This window comes from Lelliottia sp. EB106-05-01-XG201, from assembly GCF_058791735.1.
In genome coordinates this window covers 3,706,132-3,725,159 of sequence record NZ_JBYTDV010000001.1, presented here as the reverse complement: position 1 = coordinate 3,725,159, position 19,028 = coordinate 3,706,132, and the positions used below count along the sequence as shown (strand labels likewise).

Below are 19,028 nucleotides of genomic sequence, written 5' to 3'. Positions count from 1 at the left end.
ATAACCGCTCCCTTTCATCATCACCCTTTCGGGAAAATCCAGACGTGCTTTTCCGGTAACGCCAGGTGGCAATGCTGCGGATCGCGAACCTCAGTGCCATAGGCGCGGATCACAAAATCATCGCCGCTCGTGCGGAACAGGTATTCCCAGCGATCGCCGAGATACATGCTGGTCAGCAGCGGGAGTTCGAACTGATTTTCCCCTGGCCCGTCGACTAACGCCACGCGTTCGACGCGGATCACCGCCGTGCCTTCCTGGCCGCTTTGCACACCCTCAGCAGCTTTGCCCCACAGGGACCAGCCACTGCCTTCGATGCGCGCTTTGCCGTCGCGCACGTCGGTAATTTTGCCGTGCAGACGGTTGTTGCTCCCCATAAACTCGGCGGTAAACAGCGTTTTTGGCGAACCGTACATCTCCTGCGGCGTGCCCTGTTGCTCGATTTTGCCGTTGTTGAGCAGCAGGATGCGGTCAGAAATCGCCATCGCCTCATTCTGATCGTGCGTCACCATCAGCGCCGACAGCCCGAGCTTGATGATCAGCTCGCGCAGGAACACGCGGGCTTCCTCACGCAGCTTGGCGTCGAGGTTCGACAGGGGCTCATCCAGCAGGATCACCGGCGGGTTATAAACCAGCGCACGGCCAATCGCCACGCGCTGCTGCTGACCACCGGAAAGCTGATGCGGATGGCGTTTGCCCAGATGACCCAGCCCGAGCTGATCCAGCACATCCTGCACCCGCTGGGTGATCTCTTTGGCCGGCACTTTACGCAGTTTCAGCGGGTAGGCCACGTTCTCAAACACCGTTTTATGCGGCCACAGGGCGTAGGACTGAAACACCAGCCCGAGATTACGCTCTTCGGCGGGCACTTCGCTGCGTGGCGTTCCGTCATACACTTTGTTGTTACCGATGACGATCGCGCCCTGAGTGGGTTTTTCCAGCCCGGCGACGGCGCGCAGCAGCGTGGTTTTGCCGCTCCCCGATGGCCCCAGCAGCGACACCACTTCGCCGCGCTTCAGGTTCATGGACACACCCTTCAACACCGGATTGTCGCCGTAGGTTAAATGCAGATTCTCGACCGTTAACTCAATCATGTAATTTGACTCCAAAACGAAGGGCAATACCAAGACCGACGACCACCAGCAGGATGTTAATAAAGGAGAGCGCGGCCACGATATCAATCGCGCCTGCCGCCCACAGGGAAACCAGCATCGAGCCAATGGTCTCCGTGCCCGGCGAAAGCAGGTACACGCCGGTAGAATATTCACGCTCGAAAATCAGGAACATCAACAGCCACGAACCAATCAGACCGTAGCGGGAGAGCGGGATCGTCACGTGGCGGGTGATCTGCCCGCGCGTGGCCCCGGTGCTGCGCGCCGCTTCTTCCAGCTCCGGCGCCACCTGCAGCAGCGTGGAGGAGATGAGTCGCAGACCGTAAGCCATCCACACCACGGTGTAGGCCAGCCAGACGCTGAAGATGGTGCTGCGAAGCGATCGCAGCCAGACAATCAGGTTATCGCGCAGCCACTGCGACCACGGCATCCCGGAAAGCCAGCCCGTTTTCAGGGCGTTATCCAGCCACATTGGCAGGAACAGGAACACCCACAGGAACGCCAGACCGGCGAGCAGGCCCGGCACCGCGCGTGGTACCAGCACGCTGTAATCGAGGAAGCGCGTGGTGTTGTCCGGTTTACGGTGCATGGCGATGCCGATAAACAGATAGCAAACCACCGCCAGCGCGCCGCCGAACACGCCAATCGCCATCGAGTTGACGATCGCACGCAGCAGGTTTGGCTGCTGCCAGATGGTGCGGAAAGTGTTGATCGACAGCTCATCCCAGATTGACACGCCCACGCCCCAGTTGGAGATAAACGCGCGCAGCACCACGCCCAGCAGCGGGACGCCAATCGTCACCGTCAGCCAGAAGGCGACGACGGCACCGGCGACCCAGCGCCATTTGCCGAGAGGTAACGCACGTGCCTGAGAGGCTTTGCCTTTCATGGTGACAAAACGGTTGGCGGTACGCATCAGGCGGCGCTGGAGCATCACCAGCGGGATGGTGATACAGATCAGCACCACCGCGACGGCGGCCATCAGATGGTAAGACGGCGTGCCGAGTTTATTGGTCAGCTGGTACAGGTAAGTCGCCAGCACCATGTTGCCTTCCGGATCGCCGAGCACCAGCATCAGGCCGAACACTTCCAGCCCGAGGAAAAACAGCAGCACGACGGCGTAGAGAATCGAAGGGCGCACCATCGGCAGGCTGACGGCGGTCATCACCTGCAACGGCGACGCCCCGGCGATACGCGCGGCTTCTTCCACATCGGACCCGACGCTGCGCAGCGCCGAGGAGATATACAGATAGGCGTGCGGAACGTGGGTCAGCCCGGCAATCACCACGATGCTCGACATGTCGTAGATGTTCCACGGCACGAAGCCGATCAGCGACTGCGCCCACAGGGAGAAGAACCCCACCGGACCTGCGGCCACCACGTAGCCAAAGCCGAGGACCATCGGCGAGACAAAGATCGGCACGAGGATCAGCGGCTCGATCAGACGGCGTCCGGGGAGGTCGGTTCGCACCATCAGAAAGGCCAGCACGCCCCCGAGTGGAATGGCGATCGCGACCAGGCCGAAGGCGAGAATAAATCCGCTTCTCAGCGCTTTATAAAAATCCGGGTCGGTGAAAATGAAGCCAAATGACTCCAGGCTCCACTCTTTCGACGGGGAAAAGAACGGCGCGGATAAGAAACTTTGTATCACGATGAACGACAAAGGGATGTAGATCACCAGCGCCGTGATCAACACCACCACGCCGCGTGGCAGGCTTTGCCATTTTCTTTGTAAGGCTTGCATAGGGTTTCCCTGGCTGTTGACCCTGAGGAACGACATGGGTTGCCGGATGCGCTGCGCTTATCCGGCCAACTTTTTGTAGGCCCGGTAAGGCGTGAGCCGCCACCGGGCAATCAGACGCAGTGAGGTTATTTACCTGCCGCTTCGCGCCACTGTTTGATGTAATCGAGGCGTTTTTTCGGCTGCAGGTATTCCAGCAGGCTTTCATCCACCGGAATCGGCTTCAGGGCATTGCCCAGCATTTTGGTCATGCCGTCGATGTCGTTTTTGCCTTCGATATCGTTACGGATGGACGGGATGTCGGCCTGGTTCGCCAGAATGCTCTGGCCTTTCTCCGACAGTACATAGTCAAACCACAGCTTCGCAGCGTTGCTGTTTTGCGCCTGCTGGCTGATGAACGACACGCGTGACAGCACCAGGGTGTAATCCTTCGGATACGAAATGCCGAGCGATGGGTCTGTTTTCGCACGCGCTTCGGCGTAAGAGCCCAGAATGTTAAAGCCAATCAGGTTTTCGCCGGAGGAGACGCGTTCCATCATGGTGCCGGTGGAGGACTGCACGGCTAAACCGCCTTTGGCGACGTCAGCCAGGGTTTTGAAGTAGTTCGGATCGGCTTTGGAATCCTGCACCGAAAGCATAAAGCCGAGGCCCGATTTCTCGATATCGTAGGTGGTGACTTTGCTTTTGAATTTATCGGTCTGGCTGGCGATCAGTTTTGCCAGCGCGGCGTGGGAATCCGGCACTTCGTTCGCCGGGATCATGCGCTTGTTATAGATAAACACCACCGGCTCGTAGGTGGTGCCATAGGCTTTGTCGCTCCATACCGCCCATTTTGGCAGCTGGCTCTGCTCAGGCGATTTGTACTCCATGGCATAGTCGGTGGCGAGCTTCAGGCCGGTGTCCATAGAAGAGCTCCAGACCACATCGCCGCTCCCGCTGCCGGACGCCTGTTCGCTGATAAAACGGTTGTACAGTTCGGTACTGTTCATATCGTTGTATTCAACTTTGATGCCCGGATAGGTCGCCTCAAAACCCTTAATCAGCGGCCCGGCGGCTTTGGTATCGGTGGTGGAGTAGATCACCACTTTGCCCTCTTTGGTCGCGGCATCGACGACTTTCTGATAGTCCGCCGGATAGCCTTGCGGCAGCGCGGACAGGGCGGAGACAGAGAACAGCACAGTAGCGGTAAGCAGAGAAATACGGAATGTTGTGTTCGACATTGTAATTAACCTTTCAGTTACATTTTATTAGTCAAAACTCAACATAGCGGATGGCGATTTTCAGACAATAGGGTGGAGCGGGCTCAGTTGCCGAAGTGTGATTGCTGGCCTTTTTTTAGCAATTAACACCATAGAAACCACGGGTGATTGGTTTTTTGCCGGGTGGCGGCTTCGCCTTACCCGGCCTACAAAAGCCACAAGGACACGAAACGCAGGCGGTTATTTTAAACCGCCCATCCCAAACCTCCCGGCCGACAAAAGCGTGATGACCTTGTAGGCCCGGTAAGCGCAGCGCCACCGGGCGGATGTTTTAAACAGTGCAGCGGATGCCTTAAGGGGAATGGTGGGGGTTCTGGTTCAGTGGGGAGGCGGAGTAATTAATACAGCTTGTCCTCATCATGCTGATTAACACGAATATCTATAGACATGCTGTAATGTCCTGAAACGTCACTTCCGGCCGCATACTGGCATCCACAGCTTAAAGCATGCGATGAAAAAATGTTTATGGAAACGGTGGCGTCATGGTTTTTTGAGCATCAGCAATTGCTGCAACGGTAAATGCCTGGCGGGAATTGTATTTTTAACTCAATTTATGAATGAGTCGTAAGAAGTGAAGCATCCCTTCCTCGCTCAAAAAAGCCACACCCCCTACTCAAAACCTCCCGGCCCTCAGGCCGGGAGCATACCCGTCAACTCCCTCCACGAATCAAACCATCCTCTGGTTTACGGCGGATCACCGGGATATTGCCGGTATCGTTCAGGGGATAAGGGAAGGTTTTGAGCCAGGTGGCGACTCTGTGCTGGTTAATATCAATGAAGCTAAGACCTTCCAGGCAACCCCACAGCTCGCGGGTATTTTGCGGGGTGATGACGATGCAGTCCGGCATGACGCGGATTTTGACCGGCATTTCGTCGAAAAACCCCGCTCTCTTTAGCCATTCGCCCTGAAGGGGAATATAGCTCTGGCGGATCCGCGAATGCAGCTCGCAGCAGGCGGCGCTGGATTCCGGAGTGTCGGCTCTTGGGTGGATCGTGGCGGCATCAGGCGCTTTTCCGTGCAGACGCCGGGCGCTGGTTTTGCGAGTCACCTCGGGGAAACGATCATTAGCCTGTGATTCCGGAAGATCTGTTTGGGCCACGATGGGATCTGGCATACACTTCTGAACAGCCATAAATAACTCCTTCTAAGTTGTTTGTGGTTAGCGGCGTGAAGGTGTTCTAGCACCTTTGCGCTGCGTCTTCTTAATTACGTAACTTTAATGCCTTTCTTTTAATTCCCTGGTTCGAACCTTGTTAATTGCGTGCGTGCCTATTCTACCTTGCTGGATATAAATACAGGCGCTGTCATTATGGGCAATATTGTTAAATGCGAGGGCGCTTCAGCGAAAAGTGCAGGGGAATGTAACGGTTGCAGGAATGGCTGAACGGTGCCCGCGAATTGCCGGGTGACGGCTGCGCCTTACCCGGCCTACAAAAGCCACAAGGACATGAAACGTAGGCCCGGTAAGCGCAGCGCCACCGGGCGGTTGTTATGGCACTTTTCGGTACAACCTGCGCGGATGCCCGATGCTGCCATATTGCAGCTCCGCGCTAATCAACTTCGCTTCCACGCAATATTCCAGGTAACGCCGACAGGTGGTTTTGCTGATGCCGGTTTTTTCCACCACCTGTTCCACGGACCAGTGGGTGTCGGGATCGTCGGTGAAAACCTGTTTCACTCGCTCGAGGGTATTGGGTTCGATGCCTTTGGTTGATGGTACCGCGGAAGTGTCGGCGGCGGGGAGATTAAACAGCTTGTCCAGCGCGTGCTGATCCACCACTTTTTGCTGGCGTAGGGTGTGGACCAGCAGCATAAAGCGCTCCAGCGACGCCCGCAGGCGCTGGAAAAAGACCGGTTTGATGAGGTAATCAAACGCCCCGCTGCGCATGGCGTGGCTGCAGGTCTGCATATCGCTGGCGGCGGTGATAAAAATCACCGAGCATTCGAAGCTTTTCAGCAACGGGCTGTCAATCAGGTCCACGCCCTGGCCGTCCGGGAGATAGTTATCGAGCAGGATCAGCCGCGGCTGGTGGCGCTGCAACAGGGCGCGGGCCTCCTCAATCGTCCCCGCGATCCCGACCACGCGCAGGTGGAAATTCTGCTCGATATACTCGCGATGCAGCCCGGCAAGGTGCGGCTCATCTTCCACAATGACGACATCAAGCGGCTGGCTGTGCGTCATGGACTCCTCCTGTCTCAAAAGGAATGAACACCGAAAACAGCGTGCCCTGCGGCGTGTTGTCCGTCACTTCAATACTGCCACCGGCCCCTTCCACATAGCCTGCCACCAGATAGAGACCAATTCCGTGCTCGACCCCCGCCGGTTCTTCGCCTTGCGGTTTGCTGGTCACGCCCTGCTCAAACAGATGCGGCTTGAGGGCATCTTCCACGCCGCTGCCCTGGTCGGCGACTTCAATCAGCAGATCCCGATTGCGGTCCGAAATATAGAGTTCGACGGGGGCGCGGGGCTGGGGCGTTTTCAGCGTGGCGTCGACGGCGTTATCCAGCAGATTACCGATCACCGACATCAGCGCCGTTTCGCTGATCCCCGGCGGAATGCGCATCAGCTGGCAGACGGGATCAAACTGCAGCTCAATCCCTTTTTCCCGCGCGCTGACGTATTTCCCCAGCAGCAGCCCGCACAGCGCCGGGGAGGTAAAGCGCGAGGAGACAAAATCCAGCACCTTCTGCGCGCCTTCCGACTGGGCCTGAATGTAGCGGATCGCATCCTCATAGCGCTGCATTTGCAGCAGGCCGACCAGCGTGGCGGTCCAGTTCAGCTGCTCGTGGCGCATGATGCGCAGGTTGTCGGCGTAACGCCGGACCTGGCTCAACTGGCTGCTCAGGGTGTTGATGTCATTTTTATCGCGAAAACTAAACACCCAGCCGTTGGCTTCGTTCGGATCGAGCGCGATCGCCACGCGGTTGACGATCATCTGCTTCTGATTCAGCACCGTAATCTGATCGTGCTGCGCCATCCCGCTATCGGCGAAAAAAGCCGGGGGGAGATGCACCACCTGCTCCAGCGGTTTGCCGATCAGCTTCTCTTCGGACTGGGTCAAATCGAGCAACTCCCGCGCGGCCCGGTTAATCAGAATCAGCTGCCGCTCGGCGTTGACGGCAAACACCCCTTCGTACATCGCCTCCAGCAGCGCTTTTTGTTGCCGGACCAGCAGGGCAATCTCTTTCGGCTCCAGCCAGAACATCTGCTTTTTCACGTTGCGGGTAAACATCCACGAAAAGAGAAACAGCAGCAACAGCAGCGCCAGACCATAAAACGCTGCCTGCCACAGCAGGCGGGCGTTAATGTTGGCGATGTAAGAGGTGAGATAGCCGATGGAGACGATGCCGATCACCTGATGCTGAGCATTGAAAATGGGCGCTTTACTGCGCAGCGACACGCCAATCCCGCCCTGGCGCATCGAGATAATGGTTTTGCCGCGCAGCACCTCGGCGTTATCACCGCCAATCATCGGCAGGTTCAGGCGCTCCGGCGATTCAGAGTGATACAGATGCTGCTCGTTCACATCGCCAATCACAAAATAGCTGGCATCGCTTTGCTCGCGCAGCGGCTGGATCATGCGGGCGATGCCCTGGAGATCGCGGGCCGCCACTTTCTCTGCCAGACCCGGCATCAGGGCAATTTCGCTGGCCTGCACGCGGGCGCGCTGGCCTAAATCGTGGTGCAGTTGCTTGTCGATGACGTGATACAAAATCCCGCCCAGTATCGCCAACAGCAGGCAGGAAAAGAGCACCAGCGACAGAAAAAGCTTCACCTGAAAAGGGAGTCTGGGTTTCATATGACCTGCAACAAAAAGGGCCAGAGGACATTTTCGCAGCCTAACATGGGGGCAGAAGCCCCGGAATCAGGATGTTGCAGAGTTGTGAACCTGGCTAAGACTTCAGGAGGCTAACACGCACGCCTGGCCCTGAATCATCACCCTGACCGACGCCCCTTTCTGCCAGTGCTGCTGGCTCAGGGTTTTGATCTGCAGCGCCGTTGGCCAGTCCGGGGACATTAAGGTCAGAGTCGAAAGTTGACCGGTAAAATCCACTTCGCAGATCGTCGCTGTCGGCTGCGGGTGGTCAGCCGTGATCATCAGCTGTTCCGGGCGCAGCATTATGCGTCGGTCGCCCGTTTGCTGCGGATGACTTACCGGCACATCGCCCAGACAGCACCGCGCCACGCCGCCGTTCACCTGCGCCGGGAAAATCAACGCGTCACCGAGAAACAGCGCGGTCTCTTCATCTACGGGCCGGGAATAGACCTCCACCGGCGAGCCGACCTGAGTAAAACGTCCGTTGCGGATGACCGCAATCTGGCTGGCAAACGACAGCGCTTCCTGCTGATCGTGCGTCACCAGAATCGTGGCGACACCGGCCTGCTCCAGCAGATCCGCCGTGGCTTTGCGCGTGGCGGCACGCAGGCCGGTATCGAGCGCCGAAAAGGGCTCATCCAGCAGCATCAACGCCGGTTTTTGCGCCAGCGCGCGGGCCAGCGCCACGCGCTGCTGCTGACCGCCGGAAATCTCATGCGGCCAGTGGGAGGCGAGACGGTTATCGAGAGAGACCAGCGCCATCAGCTCCGCCACGCGCTGGCGATTTTCTTCCTTCGAACCTTTCAGGCCGTAGGCGATGTTGTCCCCCACTTTCATGTGCGGAAACAGCGCCCCTTCCTGCGGCACAAAACCAATGCCTCGCTCATGAGCGGGGATAAAGGTGTTCTGGTCGAAAAGCACCCGTTCGCCCAGCACGATCTGCCCGGCATCCGGGGTTTCAAACCCGGCAAGAATACGCAGCAGGGTTGTTTTACCGGAACCCGAAGGCCCGACGATCGCCGTTCTGCTTCCGGCCTCCACTTTCAGGCTCAGGTCGTCCAGCACGGTGGTCTGGTCAAATTTTTTCGAAATGTTCGATAACTCAATCATCTTACAACCCTGCCAGTTTTTGTGACTGCACGTAGAGAATGCCGGTGAGCGGCAGCGAGATAAGGATCATCAGCAGGGCATAAGGCGCTGCGGCGACATAATCAATTTCACTGGTCAGCGCCCAGAACCCGGTCGACAGCGTGCGGGTGCCGAGGGGGGAGAGCAGCAGCGTGGCGGTGAGTTCATTGCAGACGCCCAGGAAAACCAGCGCGGCCCCGGCGGCAGCGCCGGGCGCGGCAAGGCGCAACGTCACGCTCCACAGGGCGGCGGCGGGCGTTTTGCCTAAGCTGCGGGCCACATTTTCCAGCTCAACGGGGGCCTGAGCGATGCCCGCGCGCAGGTTGATCAGCGCGCGTGGGGCGAACATCAGCAGGTACGCCAGGAACAGTGTGATTTCGGTCTGGTAGATGGGGCGCGCGTAATGGATGGTCACCGTGACCAGCGCCAGCGCCACCACGATGCCGGGCAGCGAACTGGTAAAATAGTTACAGCCTTCCAGCATGCGGAACAGCGGGCGAGGGTGACGCACCGAGAGCCACGCAATGGGCACGCTGGCAAGCAGCGTTAATGCCGCGCCGCTGGCGGCGAGCACCAGCGTTTGCTGGAGCGACATCCACAGATTGGCCTGATTCCAGTTCTCAATGCCGCCCAGCCACAGCCAGCGGCTGAGTACCGCCAGAGGCACCACAAAAGCCAGCAGGATCACCGCAAAGGCAAACATCTGACCCAGTGCCTGGAAGAGGACATTCAGCTGCCAGCGTTTTTGTTCGCGAGGCGCACCGGCCCCGACGCGCGCATAGCGTGCTTTGCCGCGCGTGGCCCCTTCCTGCGTCAGGATCGCCAGGCAGCACAGGGCCAGCACGCCCGCCAGCATATTGGCCGCCGGGCCGCTGAACGTCGACTGGAACTGGTCGTAAATAGCGGTGGTAAAGGTGTCGAAGCGGATCATGGCATACAGCCCGTACTCCGCCAGAAGATGCAGCGCGACCAGCAGGGCGCCGCCCCACACCGGCAGCCGGAGTTGCGGCAGGACAATGCGAAAAAAGACGCGCAGGGGCGGCGTGCCTAATGAGGCCGCCACATCTTCGAGCGTCGGGTCCAGACGGCGCAGCACCGCGGCGACCGGAAGATAAATAAAGGGGTAATAGGCGAGCACAGAAAGGAAAACGCCTGCGCTCAAACCGTGAATCGAGGGGACGGCGCTCACCCAGGCATAGCTTTGCACGAACGCCGGAATGGCGAGCGGTGCAACCGCCAGCATCGACCAGAGCCGACGGCCCGCGAGGGTGGTTCGTTCTGTCAGCCAGGCGAGCAGTACCCCCACAAACACGCACAGGGGCACGGTCACCAGGACCAATAACAGCGTGTTGCTGAGCAGCTCAGCAACACGCGGACGAAAGATGAGTGCTTTAACGGTTTCCCAGCCCGTGTCAAAACCGATGTAAACGATGAAGGCAGGGGGGATCAGCGACAGCAGCGAAAACACCACGGCCATTATCACCATCACGGGCGCGGGACGATGCGTTGAGACCGGCCGCGGCGCGATAGATTTTTCGGAAACATTCACAACGGACATTCAGCACTCACCACGTTCGTTACGATTAAAGCAGGCCAGCCTGCGTCATCAGGTCGATCACTTTTTTGCTGTTCAGCGATGACGCCTCGACTTTCGGCGCATCCAGATCCTTGAGCGGAACCAGTTTCGGGTTGGACGCGGCATTCACACCCACCGCATATTCGAACGCGTCGTTGGTGCGCAGAGATTCCTGGCCCGCTTTGCCGGTGACCCACTTCATAAAGGCCTGAGCCTGTTCAGGGTGCTTGCTGGAAGCCAGCACGCCGCCGCCAGAGATGCTGACGAACGCACCTGGATCCTGATGTTTAAAGTAGTGGAGCTGGGTGTTTTTGCTGTTTTCACCGGTCTTCGCCTGGTCGACAAAGCGGTAATAGTGATAGATCACGCCGCCGTCAATCTGCCCGGCATTCACCGCTTTCATCACCGTGCTGTTGCCTTTGTAGGCCACGAAATTGGTTTTCATCCCTTTGAGCCATTCCAGCGTCGCTTTTTCCCCTTTCAGGGCCAGCACGGCGCTGACGATCGCCTGGAAATCAGCGCCTGACGGAGACGCCGCCCAACGACCTTTCCACTCCGGTTTCGCCAGATCCATCAGCGAGTGCGGGAGTTGTGCTTCAGAGAGTTTCGCCGGGTTGTAGACGAACACGGTGCTGCGGGCTGCAATGCCCGTCCAGCGGCCATGTTCCGGGCGGTAAGCCGGGGCGACCTGAGCCAGCGTCGCGGCATCCAGCGGCGCGAACAATTTAGCGTTATCGACCAGCACCATCGCCGGGGAGTTTTCGGTCAGGAACACGTCAGCAGGAGACGCGCTGCCTTCCTGCACCAGCTGATTACCCAGCTCGCTGTCGCCGCCGTTACGCAGCGTCACTTTGATGCCGGTTTCTTTGGTAAAGCCATCCACCCACGCCTGCACCAGGTTCTCATGCTGCGCGTTATACACCACGATACCTTCGTTGTTATCGGCTGCCAGTGCCAGCGGCGACAGCAGCATCGAGGAGGTCATCATCGCGAGGGAGCACAAAGACGATACGCCAAATTTCATAAGTTAATCCTTCATAAAAGTGAGTCATTAGCACCAGAAAGCATAACGAGGCGGATTACAGCACAATTATTATTGGATGATAATGAAAGTTATTATCACTTATAAATAAGACAGCGAAATCGGGGGGAACACCGTTTTTACGGCATAAAACACCAGTTTGCCGAGTGTGGTGGTGGGAAAGATTAAAAAAAACTTAAGAACGGGAAATTATTTTGCCATACCGATCGAGTCTCGAGGCGATCTGTGTTTTTAATAGACGATTCAGTCATTTATTGACCGAATGTGTTTTTTCAGACTCTTAACGGTTTTAACAGCTGTCAGGCCCCTAAACGGCGAAAGGTGGCGCTGAAATGCCAGATAATCGTTGCAAACACCCTTCCGCAGGGTGCAGATGTAAGTGCCAGTACAACAGAATTAAGCTACAGAATAATGCTGCGCACTCTTTATTCAGAATCACGAGAAAGGTGACCTTCGATAACAATTTGATAACTTTGCATCACCTTTATTGCGAGGTTATTCAAACCTAATACTCATCCCTTTGTCATTATGATGGTAAGCCTTCATCCCCTGTCAGGCTTACCCTGCCAAAACTCAACCAGGTAATGACGTAAAATACATACATATTTCAAGCATAAGATTTTTGATATATATATTTTGTGAATATTCCTATTTTTATTATGGAGCAGCGTTATTTGTCTTAGGAATTTTCTTTGTTTGTTTCTTCGGAAGCCTGATTTGACGGCATTCTTCATGAAAATTGAATAGTTCTTTAGCTCCGCTAAAATATTAAAAGCGGTTATGTATCCTTTACCTTGAAATTGATTGCTGGTAAAAAGAAGCTCCAATATTTACGTGAGTGCTCTATCTATATTTATAGATAAATTTATTCAGGAGAAAAATATATCATGGCAGATTCATTTCAATCGGAAATCCCCAAGGCGCGCGTTAATATTCGCTTAGATTTGCACACCGGCGGCGCGCAGAAAAAAGTAGAACTCCCTCTTAAGTTATTGAGTGTAGGCGATTTCAGTAACGGCAAGGCCGAAGGCCCGCTGTCTGAACGCGAAAAAATCAACGTTAATAAGAATAATTTCAACAGCGTACTGTCCGAACTGAATCCCGAAATCAATCTCACCGTAAAAAACACGCTGGCAAGCGATGGTTCAGAAGAAAATATCCGCCTGCAATTCCAGGATATGAAAGATTTTGAACCTGAGCAGGTGGCCCGCCAAATCCCACAGCTGCGCGCGATGCTGGCGATGCGCAATTTGCTGCGTGATTTGAAATCCAACTTGCTGGATAACGTCACTTTCCGGAAAGAACTGGAAAAGATTCTGAAAGACCCTGCCCTTAGCGACGAACTGCGTAATGAGTTAAATGCACTCGCCCCGATCCAGGCTTAATACTGGAAACTATTAACGGAATAATTACGAGTAAAATGCTTATGTCTCTTAATAACGAATCCCAGGCTCATGCTGGCGGCATGACCGTGGAAAAAACACTGCCACAGGGCGGTGTATACGCCTCTCTGTTCGAAAAAATCAATTTAACGCCGGTCTCTGAACTCGGTGAACTGGATGGTTTCCAGGACAATAATGTGATGGCGGAAACCTCTGCCGACGCGCGCGTGACCGCGGCGGTGCAGGTCTTCATGCAGTGCCTGAAAAAATCCGGTCAGACCGTCGAAAAACTGGATAAAACCCTGCTCGACCACCACATCGCCGAGCTCGATTTCCAGATCAGCCGTCAGCTTGATGAAGTGATGCACAACGACGAGTTCCAGAAAATCGAATCCGTCTGGCGCGGTCTGAAACACCTGGTCGATAAAACCGACTTCCGTCAGAACGTGAAACTGGAAATTCTGGATCTCTCCAAAGACGAGCTGCGTCAGGATTTCGAAGACTCCCCGGAAATCATTCAGAGCGGCCTCTACAAGCAGACCTACATCGCAGAATACGACACCCCGGGCGGCGAGCCGATTGGCGCAGTGATCTCTGCCTACGAATTCGATGCCAGCCCGCAGGACGTGGCGCTGATGCGCAACCTGTCCAAAGTCTCTGCCGCGGCGCACATGCCGTTTATCGGCTCCGCTGGCCCGAAATTCTTCCTCAAAGATTCGATGGAAGAAGTAGCCGCCATCAAAGACATCGGTAACTACTTCGATCGCGCCGAGTACATCAAGTGGAAATCTTTCCGTGAGACCGATGACTCCCGCTATATCGGTCTGGTGATGCCGCGCGTGCTGGGCCGTCTGCCGTATGGTCCGGATACCGTTCCTGTGCGCAGCTTCAACTACGTCGAAGAAGTGAAAGGTCCGGATCACGATAAATATCTGTGGACCAACGCCTCGTTTGCCTTCGCCGCCAACATGGTGAAAAGCTTTATCAACAACGGCTGGTGCGTGCAGATCCGCGGCCCGCAGGCCGGTGGCGCAGTGAAAGACCTGCCAATCCACCTGTACGATCTCGGTACCGGCAACCAGGTGAAAATTCCGTCAGAAGTGATGATTCCGGAAACCCGCGAATTTGAATTCGCCAACCTCGGCTTCATCCCGCTGTCGTACTACAAAAACCGCGATTACGCGTGCTTCTTCTCGGCGAACTCCACCCAGAAACCTGCGCTGTATGACACCGCTGATGCGACCGCCAACAGCCGTATCAACGCCCGTCTGCCGTACATCTTCCTGCTGTCGCGTATCGCCCACTACCTGAAACTGATCCAGCGTGAAAACATCGGCACCACCAAAGACCGCCGTCTGCTGGAGCTCGAGCTGAACACCTGGGTACGTGGTCTGGTCACTGAAATGACCGATCCGGGCGATGAGCTGCAGGCGTCTCACCCGCTGCGCGACGCGAAAGTGCTGGTGGAAGACATCGAAGACAACCCGGGCTTCTTCCGCGTGAAACTGTACGCCGTGCCGCACTTCCAGGTGGAAGGAATGGACGTCAACCTGTCGCTGGTTTCCCAGATGCCGAAAGCGAAATCTTAAGGCGATGTCCGGGATGAAAATATATCGTCCATTGTGGAACGAAGGGGCCTTGCTGGCCCCTCAGCAATTTCAGCAACAATCTGGCTGGGATGCCTTTTCCCGTGCCGGATTGTCCGCGCTGACCAGCCCATTCCCCTGGGGCATCGAGCGCGTGGAGCTGAATGATGCATTACTCTCATCCGGACTTTTACAGTCACAGGCCTTGCGCCTGTGGCTGCCGGACGGCACCCTCATTGACACCCAAAGTAGCGACCTGCCACCGGAACCTCGCGAGATCGTCGCAGGTCAGGCGGACCGCGTAACCGTGTTCCTGGCATTACCCGTCATGCAAACGGGCATTGTGAATGTTCAGACGCCAGACATGCCAGCAGAACGCCCGCTGCGTTATCGGGAGGAGTGGGTCACGGTCGCTGATGCTTTCGGTCAGGATGAAGAGCAGATGGCGGTGGCCCGCTTTAATCTCTCCTTCCGCTTTGATCATGAAAGCAACGATGGCTGGCAGACCTGTGCCATTGCGCGTTTGCTGAAAGACGGGCATGGCGGATGGCGGCAGGATCCTGATTTCATCCCGCCGATGGCAATGTTCTCTGCCAGCAGCGTGCTGCGCGAGCGTCTGGTCTTGCTCAACCGCCAGCTACGTTCCCGTCGCCAGCGTCTGATGTCGATGCGCCGTGAAAGCAACGATCGGATGGCAGACTTTGCTGTGGCGGACGTTTCCCTGTTCTGGCTGTTAAATGCCCTGAATACCCATGCCCGCGTGTTGTCGGAATATGAACGCTTCCCGGCCCGTCATCCAGAACAGCTGTGGGCTGAGCTGGCGCGTCTGGCGGGCAGCATGCTGACGTTTTCCCTCGAGCATGATCTGGACACCATCCCAGGCTACGACCATCTCGAGCCGCAAAATACCTTCCCACGGTTGTTTGAGCTTATCAGCGAACTGCTGGAAGCGAGCCTGCCGTCGCGTGTCGTCGCCGTCAACATGACCCGTCAGGACGAGCAGACCTGGAAAGCCGTGCTGCACGATATCCGCCTGCGCGAAGAAGCTGATTTTTATCTTTCCGTTCGATCCAATCTGCCAGCCTGGCAGGTGGCCGAGAAATTCGCCGAAATGGCGATGGTCGGGACGCCAGACGACGTAGGGATGATTTCCGGTGTGGCGATGGAAGGTATCGAGCTGATTCCGCTGAGCCGTGTCCCCGCTGCTTTACCGGTACGCCTTGAGAATCAGTACTTCGTGCTGGATATGGAGGGTAAAGCGGCGCACGACATGCTGGAGCAGGGCGTTTGCATGTTCTACGTGCCTTCGCTGCTGGGTGAGCTGGAACTTGAACTGTTTGCGGTACTGCGCTCATGAGAAAAGATATCGATCTTGACACCCTGATGGCGGACACATGGCTTACCGTGGCTCAGTTACGCCACGGTGCCAAAGCGCCGGACGGCAAAGAGCTTTATAAAAACTGCTGCGCACAGGTGGAGAGCGTCCGTGAAGCCCTGGAACGTGCTGGCTACGATTCGGAAAGCATCACGCATATTTCCTACGCCCAGTGTGCGCTGCTGGACGAAGCGGTGATGAATCGTAAACCTGTCGTGTCTGCAGAGTCTGAACAGATCTCTTCCGATAGCCATGCTGAACAGAGCGCCGATGCCGATGAAGGTTTAAAAGCCTGGCGAGCTGCACCGTTGCAGGCCCGTTACTTCGGCTCATTACGCGCCGGTGGTGCGTTGTATGACCGCATTGCTGAGGTGTTGCGTCAGCCCTCCCCGGTTCCGGCAGTACTGACCTGTTACCAGCGTGTTCTGGCGCTGGGCTTTCAGGGGCAATTCAGTCTCTCCGGGGTCGGTCAGGAACAACGAGAAGAGGTGCTTGCCGCGCTCAATGAGCGAGTGCCTCCTCTCGATACGAATGTTTCGCTGGTGGTGCATAAAACCGGAAAACGCCGCTACAACCTTCTGCGTTCAGTGTGGTTCTGGATCGTTCTGGCGGTAGTCCTGACGGCGATGGTCTGGGCAGGTGGTCATCTGTGGCTGCAGGATCTGCTGCACCAGCAACTTCCGGAGCTGCGCTGATGCGAAAATCTGCCCTGTTACGCGCGGCCTTTCCGGTCCTGATTTGTCTGGCGGCTGTGCTCTGGCTGAACTGGGGATTTTTGAATGGCTCAGTGCTGTTGAAAAGCGTGCTGACGCTGGTGGGGATCGTTGTGGCTGTGCTGCTCGCACGCCGCCGTCATCGCCGCCAGCAGCCGTCAGGTCAACAGGCAGAGGCCGGCGTTTATCCGCCATCGGGTTTTAGCGGACCGGTTTTACTGGTTTGCGGTGATACCGATGAGACTCTTTTTGCGGAAGGCGCATGCAGAACGACGGCGCAGGGCTGCTATCTCAACGTGGGATCAGCAGAACACCTCAGTAAGTTTGCTGACAGATTGCTCGCCCGAGAGCCCCGTATGGCAGGGCAACTGGTGGTCATGTTCCGCTTGCTGCCGGACTTGCACGCGGATGAAGGGCTGCTGCGTGCTTCCCTGAAAGTCGTGCGCCAACAGGTTAAACAGCTGAAGGGGATTTCTGGTTACACACCTCCTGTCGTGCTGGCCGGTGAATTTTCCGGGCCTGAAACGCCGTGGATTGTCGTTCGTGGAAAAACGTCGCTGGTCTGTCCGGCTGATGAGCCTGCGCTGTCTCTGGATGAGTGGCGCTGTATTCCAAAAAACGTCACCAGTCTGCCTTATCTGTCACACGCGATGGCCCTGTTACAAAACGTCGTGATAGAGGAACTGACCAAAGCGGACAGACTCTTTCCGACGGTGGTGCCATTCGCTGTCGTTGTGAGGAGCGGGGCTGTCCGTAGCCTGACGGACGCCGTCTGGCCTCAGTGGCTTTTCCGTCATTCAAAATTGCTTCCTCCGGCAGTGGTCGAGTCTTATCCATCATTGTGGCATTTCCCCGATCCGGTTTTGCCTTTGCTTATCCCGTATGCGATGCCGCTGCAGGGCGGAAAAACCGGGCGTCGGGTGGTGATGGTTCTGTTGCTGTGTGCTCTCACGGCTATGGGGCTGTCCGTGCTGCATAACCAGTGGCTTATCGGGCGGATTAGCGCTGACCTTCAGCGCTGGTACGCCATTCCGATGACGCACTACGCCCCAAAAGCACAATCTCTGCATGCGCTTCAGCAGGATGCGTTGTTGCTGGAACGCTGGCAGCGCCAGGGAGAACCGCAACGCTATGGTCTGGGCTTCTACCCGGGTGAGCGTCTGTGGCTGAGCGTTCAGCAGGCGATTGACACTTACGTGCCGCCGCCTCCGCCGCCAAAACCGAAAGTGGTGCCAACCATTGTCCGCCTCGACAGCATGTCCCTGTTCGATTCCGGCAAATACGACCTCAAACCCGGCTCCACCAAGCTGCTGGTGAACTCCCTGGTGGGCATCAAAGCCAAGCCGGGCTGGCTGATCGTGGTCGCCGGGCACACGGATAACACCGGCAATCCTGGGCTAAACCAGACGCTCTCCCAGAAACGTGCCGAAGCGGTGCGCGACTGGATGCGCGACACCGGTGACGTCCCGGAGAGCTGTTTTGCAGTACAGGGCTATGGCGAAAGCCGCCCCATCGCAACCAATGACACGCCGGAAGGCCGCGCGCTCAACCGTCGTGTCGAAATCAGTCTGGTACCTCAGGCCAATGCCTGTCAGATACCGGGCAAACCCCAGACGCCATCGCAGGATGATGACGTCGTCCAAAACAAAATGGAGAAGTAAAAATGGCAATTCCAGTTTATCTGTGGCTGAAAGATGACGGCGGTGCAGACATCAAAGGTTCTGTCGATGTGAAGGACCGCGAAGGCAGCATCGAAGTGGTTGCACAGGATCACAGCCTGTACATCCCAACCGATAACAATACCGGCAAACTGACCGGTACGCGTATCCACACGCCGTTCCTGTTCACCAAGGAAATCGACTCCTCCAGCCCGTATCTGTACAAGGCGGTGACCACCGGTCAGACCCTGAAATCGGCTGAGTTCAAGTGGTACAAAATCAACGACGCGGGCCAGGAAGTTGAGTATTTCAACACCAAACTGGAAAACGTGAAGCTGGTGAAAGTTGCACCAAAAATGCACGACATCAAAGATCCTGCGATGGAAAAACATAACCATCTGGAAATGATCGAACTGCGTTACGAAAAAATCACCTGGACCTACAAAGACGGCAACATCATTCATTCCGATTCCTGGAACGAACGTACTACCGCGTAGTAAGTCCTTTGCGGGCAGGGTTTCCTGTCCGCAGTTTTTTGCTGAGCGCCTGTTCGCAGACGTTCAGCAAAAATCACAATCCGCCTCCCTGACCTCATGCGCTTTGGTTCACAGCGAAGGGCGGTAGCGTGCCCGGAAAAAAG

15 protein-coding genes are annotated in these 19,028 nt (G+C 56.5%); 6 read left to right on the top strand and 9 right to left on the bottom strand.

Annotated features, from left to right (window positions below):
* Positions 1–20: 20 nt before the first annotated feature.
* The 9 genes from AC3WS9_RS17420 to AC3WS9_RS17380 form a co-directional block, all read right to left on the bottom strand.
* Positions 21–1,091 (bottom strand): ABC transporter ATP-binding protein, encoded by a 1,071-nt coding sequence (locus AC3WS9_RS17420; protein WP_492489582.1) that lies wholly within the window; start codon positions 1,089–1,091, stop codon positions 21–23.
* Positions 1,084–2,853 carry an ABC transporter permease gene (locus AC3WS9_RS17415; RefSeq protein WP_285154685.1) on the bottom strand — a complete coding sequence of 590 codons (1,770 nt, stop codon included), beginning with the start codon at positions 2,851–2,853 and terminating at the stop codon, positions 1,084–1,086. The genes AC3WS9_RS17420 and AC3WS9_RS17415 overlap by 8 nt, the downstream gene beginning before the upstream one ends.
* 125 nt (positions 2,854–2,978) lie before the next feature.
* Entirely contained in the window at positions 2,979–4,070 is a 1,092-nt protein-coding gene (locus AC3WS9_RS17410) for an ABC transporter substrate-binding protein (protein ID WP_282492738.1), read from the bottom strand.
* A 689-nt stretch (positions 4,071–4,759) separates the two neighbouring features.
* On the bottom strand, positions 4,760–5,242 hold the full coding sequence (locus tag AC3WS9_RS17405) for a SymE family type I addiction module toxin (protein ID WP_492489579.1): 483 nt from the start codon (positions 5,240–5,242) through the stop codon (positions 4,760–4,762).
* Between the two features lie 357 nt (positions 5,243–5,599).
* Positions 5,600–6,292 (bottom strand): response regulator, encoded by a 693-nt coding sequence (locus tag AC3WS9_RS17400; RefSeq protein ID WP_285145300.1) that lies wholly within the window; start codon positions 6,290–6,292, stop codon positions 5,600–5,602.
* Complete coding sequence (locus AC3WS9_RS17395) at positions 6,270–7,910, bottom strand: ATP-binding protein (protein ID WP_492489577.1); 1,641 nt, start codon at positions 7,908–7,910, stop codon at positions 6,270–6,272. The genes AC3WS9_RS17400 and AC3WS9_RS17395 overlap by 23 nt, the downstream gene beginning before the upstream one ends.
* 102 nt (positions 7,911–8,012) lie before the next feature.
* The gene (locus tag AC3WS9_RS17390) at positions 8,013–9,038 is read right to left on the bottom strand and encodes an ABC transporter ATP-binding protein (protein WP_492489575.1); all 1,026 of its coding nucleotides are present in this window, start codon (positions 9,036–9,038) and stop codon (positions 8,013–8,015) included.
* A gap of 1 nt (position 9,039) precedes the next feature.
* Positions 9,040–10,614 (bottom strand): ABC transporter permease, encoded by a 1,575-nt coding sequence (locus AC3WS9_RS17385; protein WP_492489573.1) that lies wholly within the window; start codon positions 10,612–10,614, stop codon positions 9,040–9,042.
* Positions 10,615–10,639: 25 nt separating this feature from the next.
* A complete protein-coding gene (locus AC3WS9_RS17380; protein WP_285149858.1) occupies positions 10,640–11,656 on the bottom strand; it encodes an iron ABC transporter substrate-binding protein in 1,017 nt (338 codons plus the stop codon).
* A gap of 905 nt (positions 11,657–12,561) precedes the next feature.
* On the opposite strand from AC3WS9_RS17380, the gene tssB reads away from it, so the two are divergent.
* From tssB to AC3WS9_RS17350, 6 genes are read left to right on the top strand one after another with little or no spacing between them, the layout of a single operon-like run.
* Entirely contained in the window at positions 12,562–13,059 is a 498-nt protein-coding gene (gene tssB, locus AC3WS9_RS17375) for a type VI secretion system contractile sheath small subunit (protein WP_285145295.1), read from the top strand.
* Between the two features lie 35 nt (positions 13,060–13,094).
* Positions 13,095–14,645 carry a type VI secretion system contractile sheath large subunit gene (tssC, locus tag AC3WS9_RS17370; RefSeq protein ID WP_492489570.1) on the top strand — a complete coding sequence of 517 codons (1,551 nt, stop codon included), beginning with the start codon at positions 13,095–13,097 and terminating at the stop codon, positions 14,643–14,645.
* A 13-nt stretch (positions 14,646–14,658) separates the two neighbouring features.
* On the top strand, positions 14,659–15,999 hold the full coding sequence (gene tssK / locus AC3WS9_RS17365; protein ID WP_492489568.1) for a type VI secretion system baseplate subunit TssK: 1,341 nt from the start codon (positions 14,659–14,661) through the stop codon (positions 15,997–15,999).
* Positions 15,996–16,712 carry a type VI secretion system protein TssL, short form gene (gene tssL / locus AC3WS9_RS17360; RefSeq protein ID WP_492489566.1) on the top strand — a complete coding sequence of 239 codons (717 nt, stop codon included), beginning with the start codon at positions 15,996–15,998 and terminating at the stop codon, positions 16,710–16,712. Before tssK ends, tssL begins: the two co-directional genes overlap by 4 nt.
* Positions 16,712–18,391 carry an OmpA family protein gene (locus AC3WS9_RS17355; RefSeq protein WP_492489565.1) on the top strand — a complete coding sequence of 560 codons (1,680 nt, stop codon included), beginning with the start codon at positions 16,712–16,714 and terminating at the stop codon, positions 18,389–18,391. Before tssL ends, AC3WS9_RS17355 begins: the two co-directional genes overlap by 1 nt.
* Positions 18,392–18,393: 2 nt before the next feature.
* Positions 18,394–18,885 (top strand): Hcp family type VI secretion system effector, encoded by a 492-nt coding sequence (locus tag AC3WS9_RS17350; protein WP_042319939.1) that lies wholly within the window; start codon positions 18,394–18,396, stop codon positions 18,883–18,885.
* Positions 18,886–19,028 lie beyond the last annotated feature (143 nt).

Excerpts from the sequence above, each read along its gene's own strand:
- tssC (WP_492489570.1), top strand. The coding sequence starts at position 13,095 with ATGCTTATGTCTCTTAATAACGAATCCCAGGCTCATGCTGGCGGCATG.
- AC3WS9_RS17350 (WP_042319939.1), top strand. The coding sequence starts at position 18,394 with ATGGCAATTCCAGTTTATCTGTGGCTGAAAGATGACGGCGGTGCAGAC.
- AC3WS9_RS17415 (WP_285154685.1), bottom strand. The coding sequence starts at position 2,853 with ATGCAAGCCTTACAAAGAAAATGGCAAAGCCTGCCACGCGGCGTGGTG.
- AC3WS9_RS17385 (WP_492489573.1), bottom strand. The coding sequence starts at position 10,614 with ATGTCCGTTGTGAATGTTTCCGAAAAATCTATCGCGCCGCGGCCGGTC.
- AC3WS9_RS17380 (WP_285149858.1), bottom strand. The coding sequence starts at position 11,656 with ATGAAATTTGGCGTATCGTCTTTGTGCTCCCTCGCGATGATGACCTCC.
- AC3WS9_RS17405 (WP_492489579.1), bottom strand. The coding sequence starts at position 5,242 with ATGGCTGTTCAGAAGTGTATGCCAGATCCCATCGTGGCCCAAACAGAT.
- AC3WS9_RS17400 (WP_285145300.1), bottom strand. The coding sequence starts at position 6,292 with ATGACGCACAGCCAGCCGCTTGATGTCGTCATTGTGGAAGATGAGCCG.
- tssB (WP_285145295.1), top strand. The coding sequence starts at position 12,562 with ATGGCAGATTCATTTCAATCGGAAATCCCCAAGGCGCGCGTTAATATT.
- AC3WS9_RS17410 (WP_282492738.1), bottom strand. The coding sequence starts at position 4,070 with ATGTCGAACACAACATTCCGTATTTCTCTGCTTACCGCTACTGTGCTG.
- AC3WS9_RS17420 (WP_492489582.1), bottom strand. The coding sequence starts at position 1,091 with ATGATTGAGTTAACGGTCGAGAATCTGCATTTAACCTACGGCGACAAT.
- AC3WS9_RS17390 (WP_492489575.1), bottom strand. The coding sequence starts at position 9,038 with ATGATTGAGTTATCGAACATTTCGAAAAAATTTGACCAGACCACCGTG.
- AC3WS9_RS17395 (WP_492489577.1), bottom strand. The coding sequence starts at position 7,910 with ATGAAACCCAGACTCCCTTTTCAGGTGAAGCTTTTTCTGTCGCTGGTG.
- AC3WS9_RS17355 (WP_492489565.1), top strand. The coding sequence starts at position 16,712 with ATGCGAAAATCTGCCCTGTTACGCGCGGCCTTTCCGGTCCTGATTTGT.
- tssK (WP_492489568.1), top strand. The coding sequence starts at position 14,659 with ATGAAAATATATCGTCCATTGTGGAACGAAGGGGCCTTGCTGGCCCCT.
- tssL (WP_492489566.1), top strand. The coding sequence starts at position 15,996 with ATGAGAAAAGATATCGATCTTGACACCCTGATGGCGGACACATGGCTT.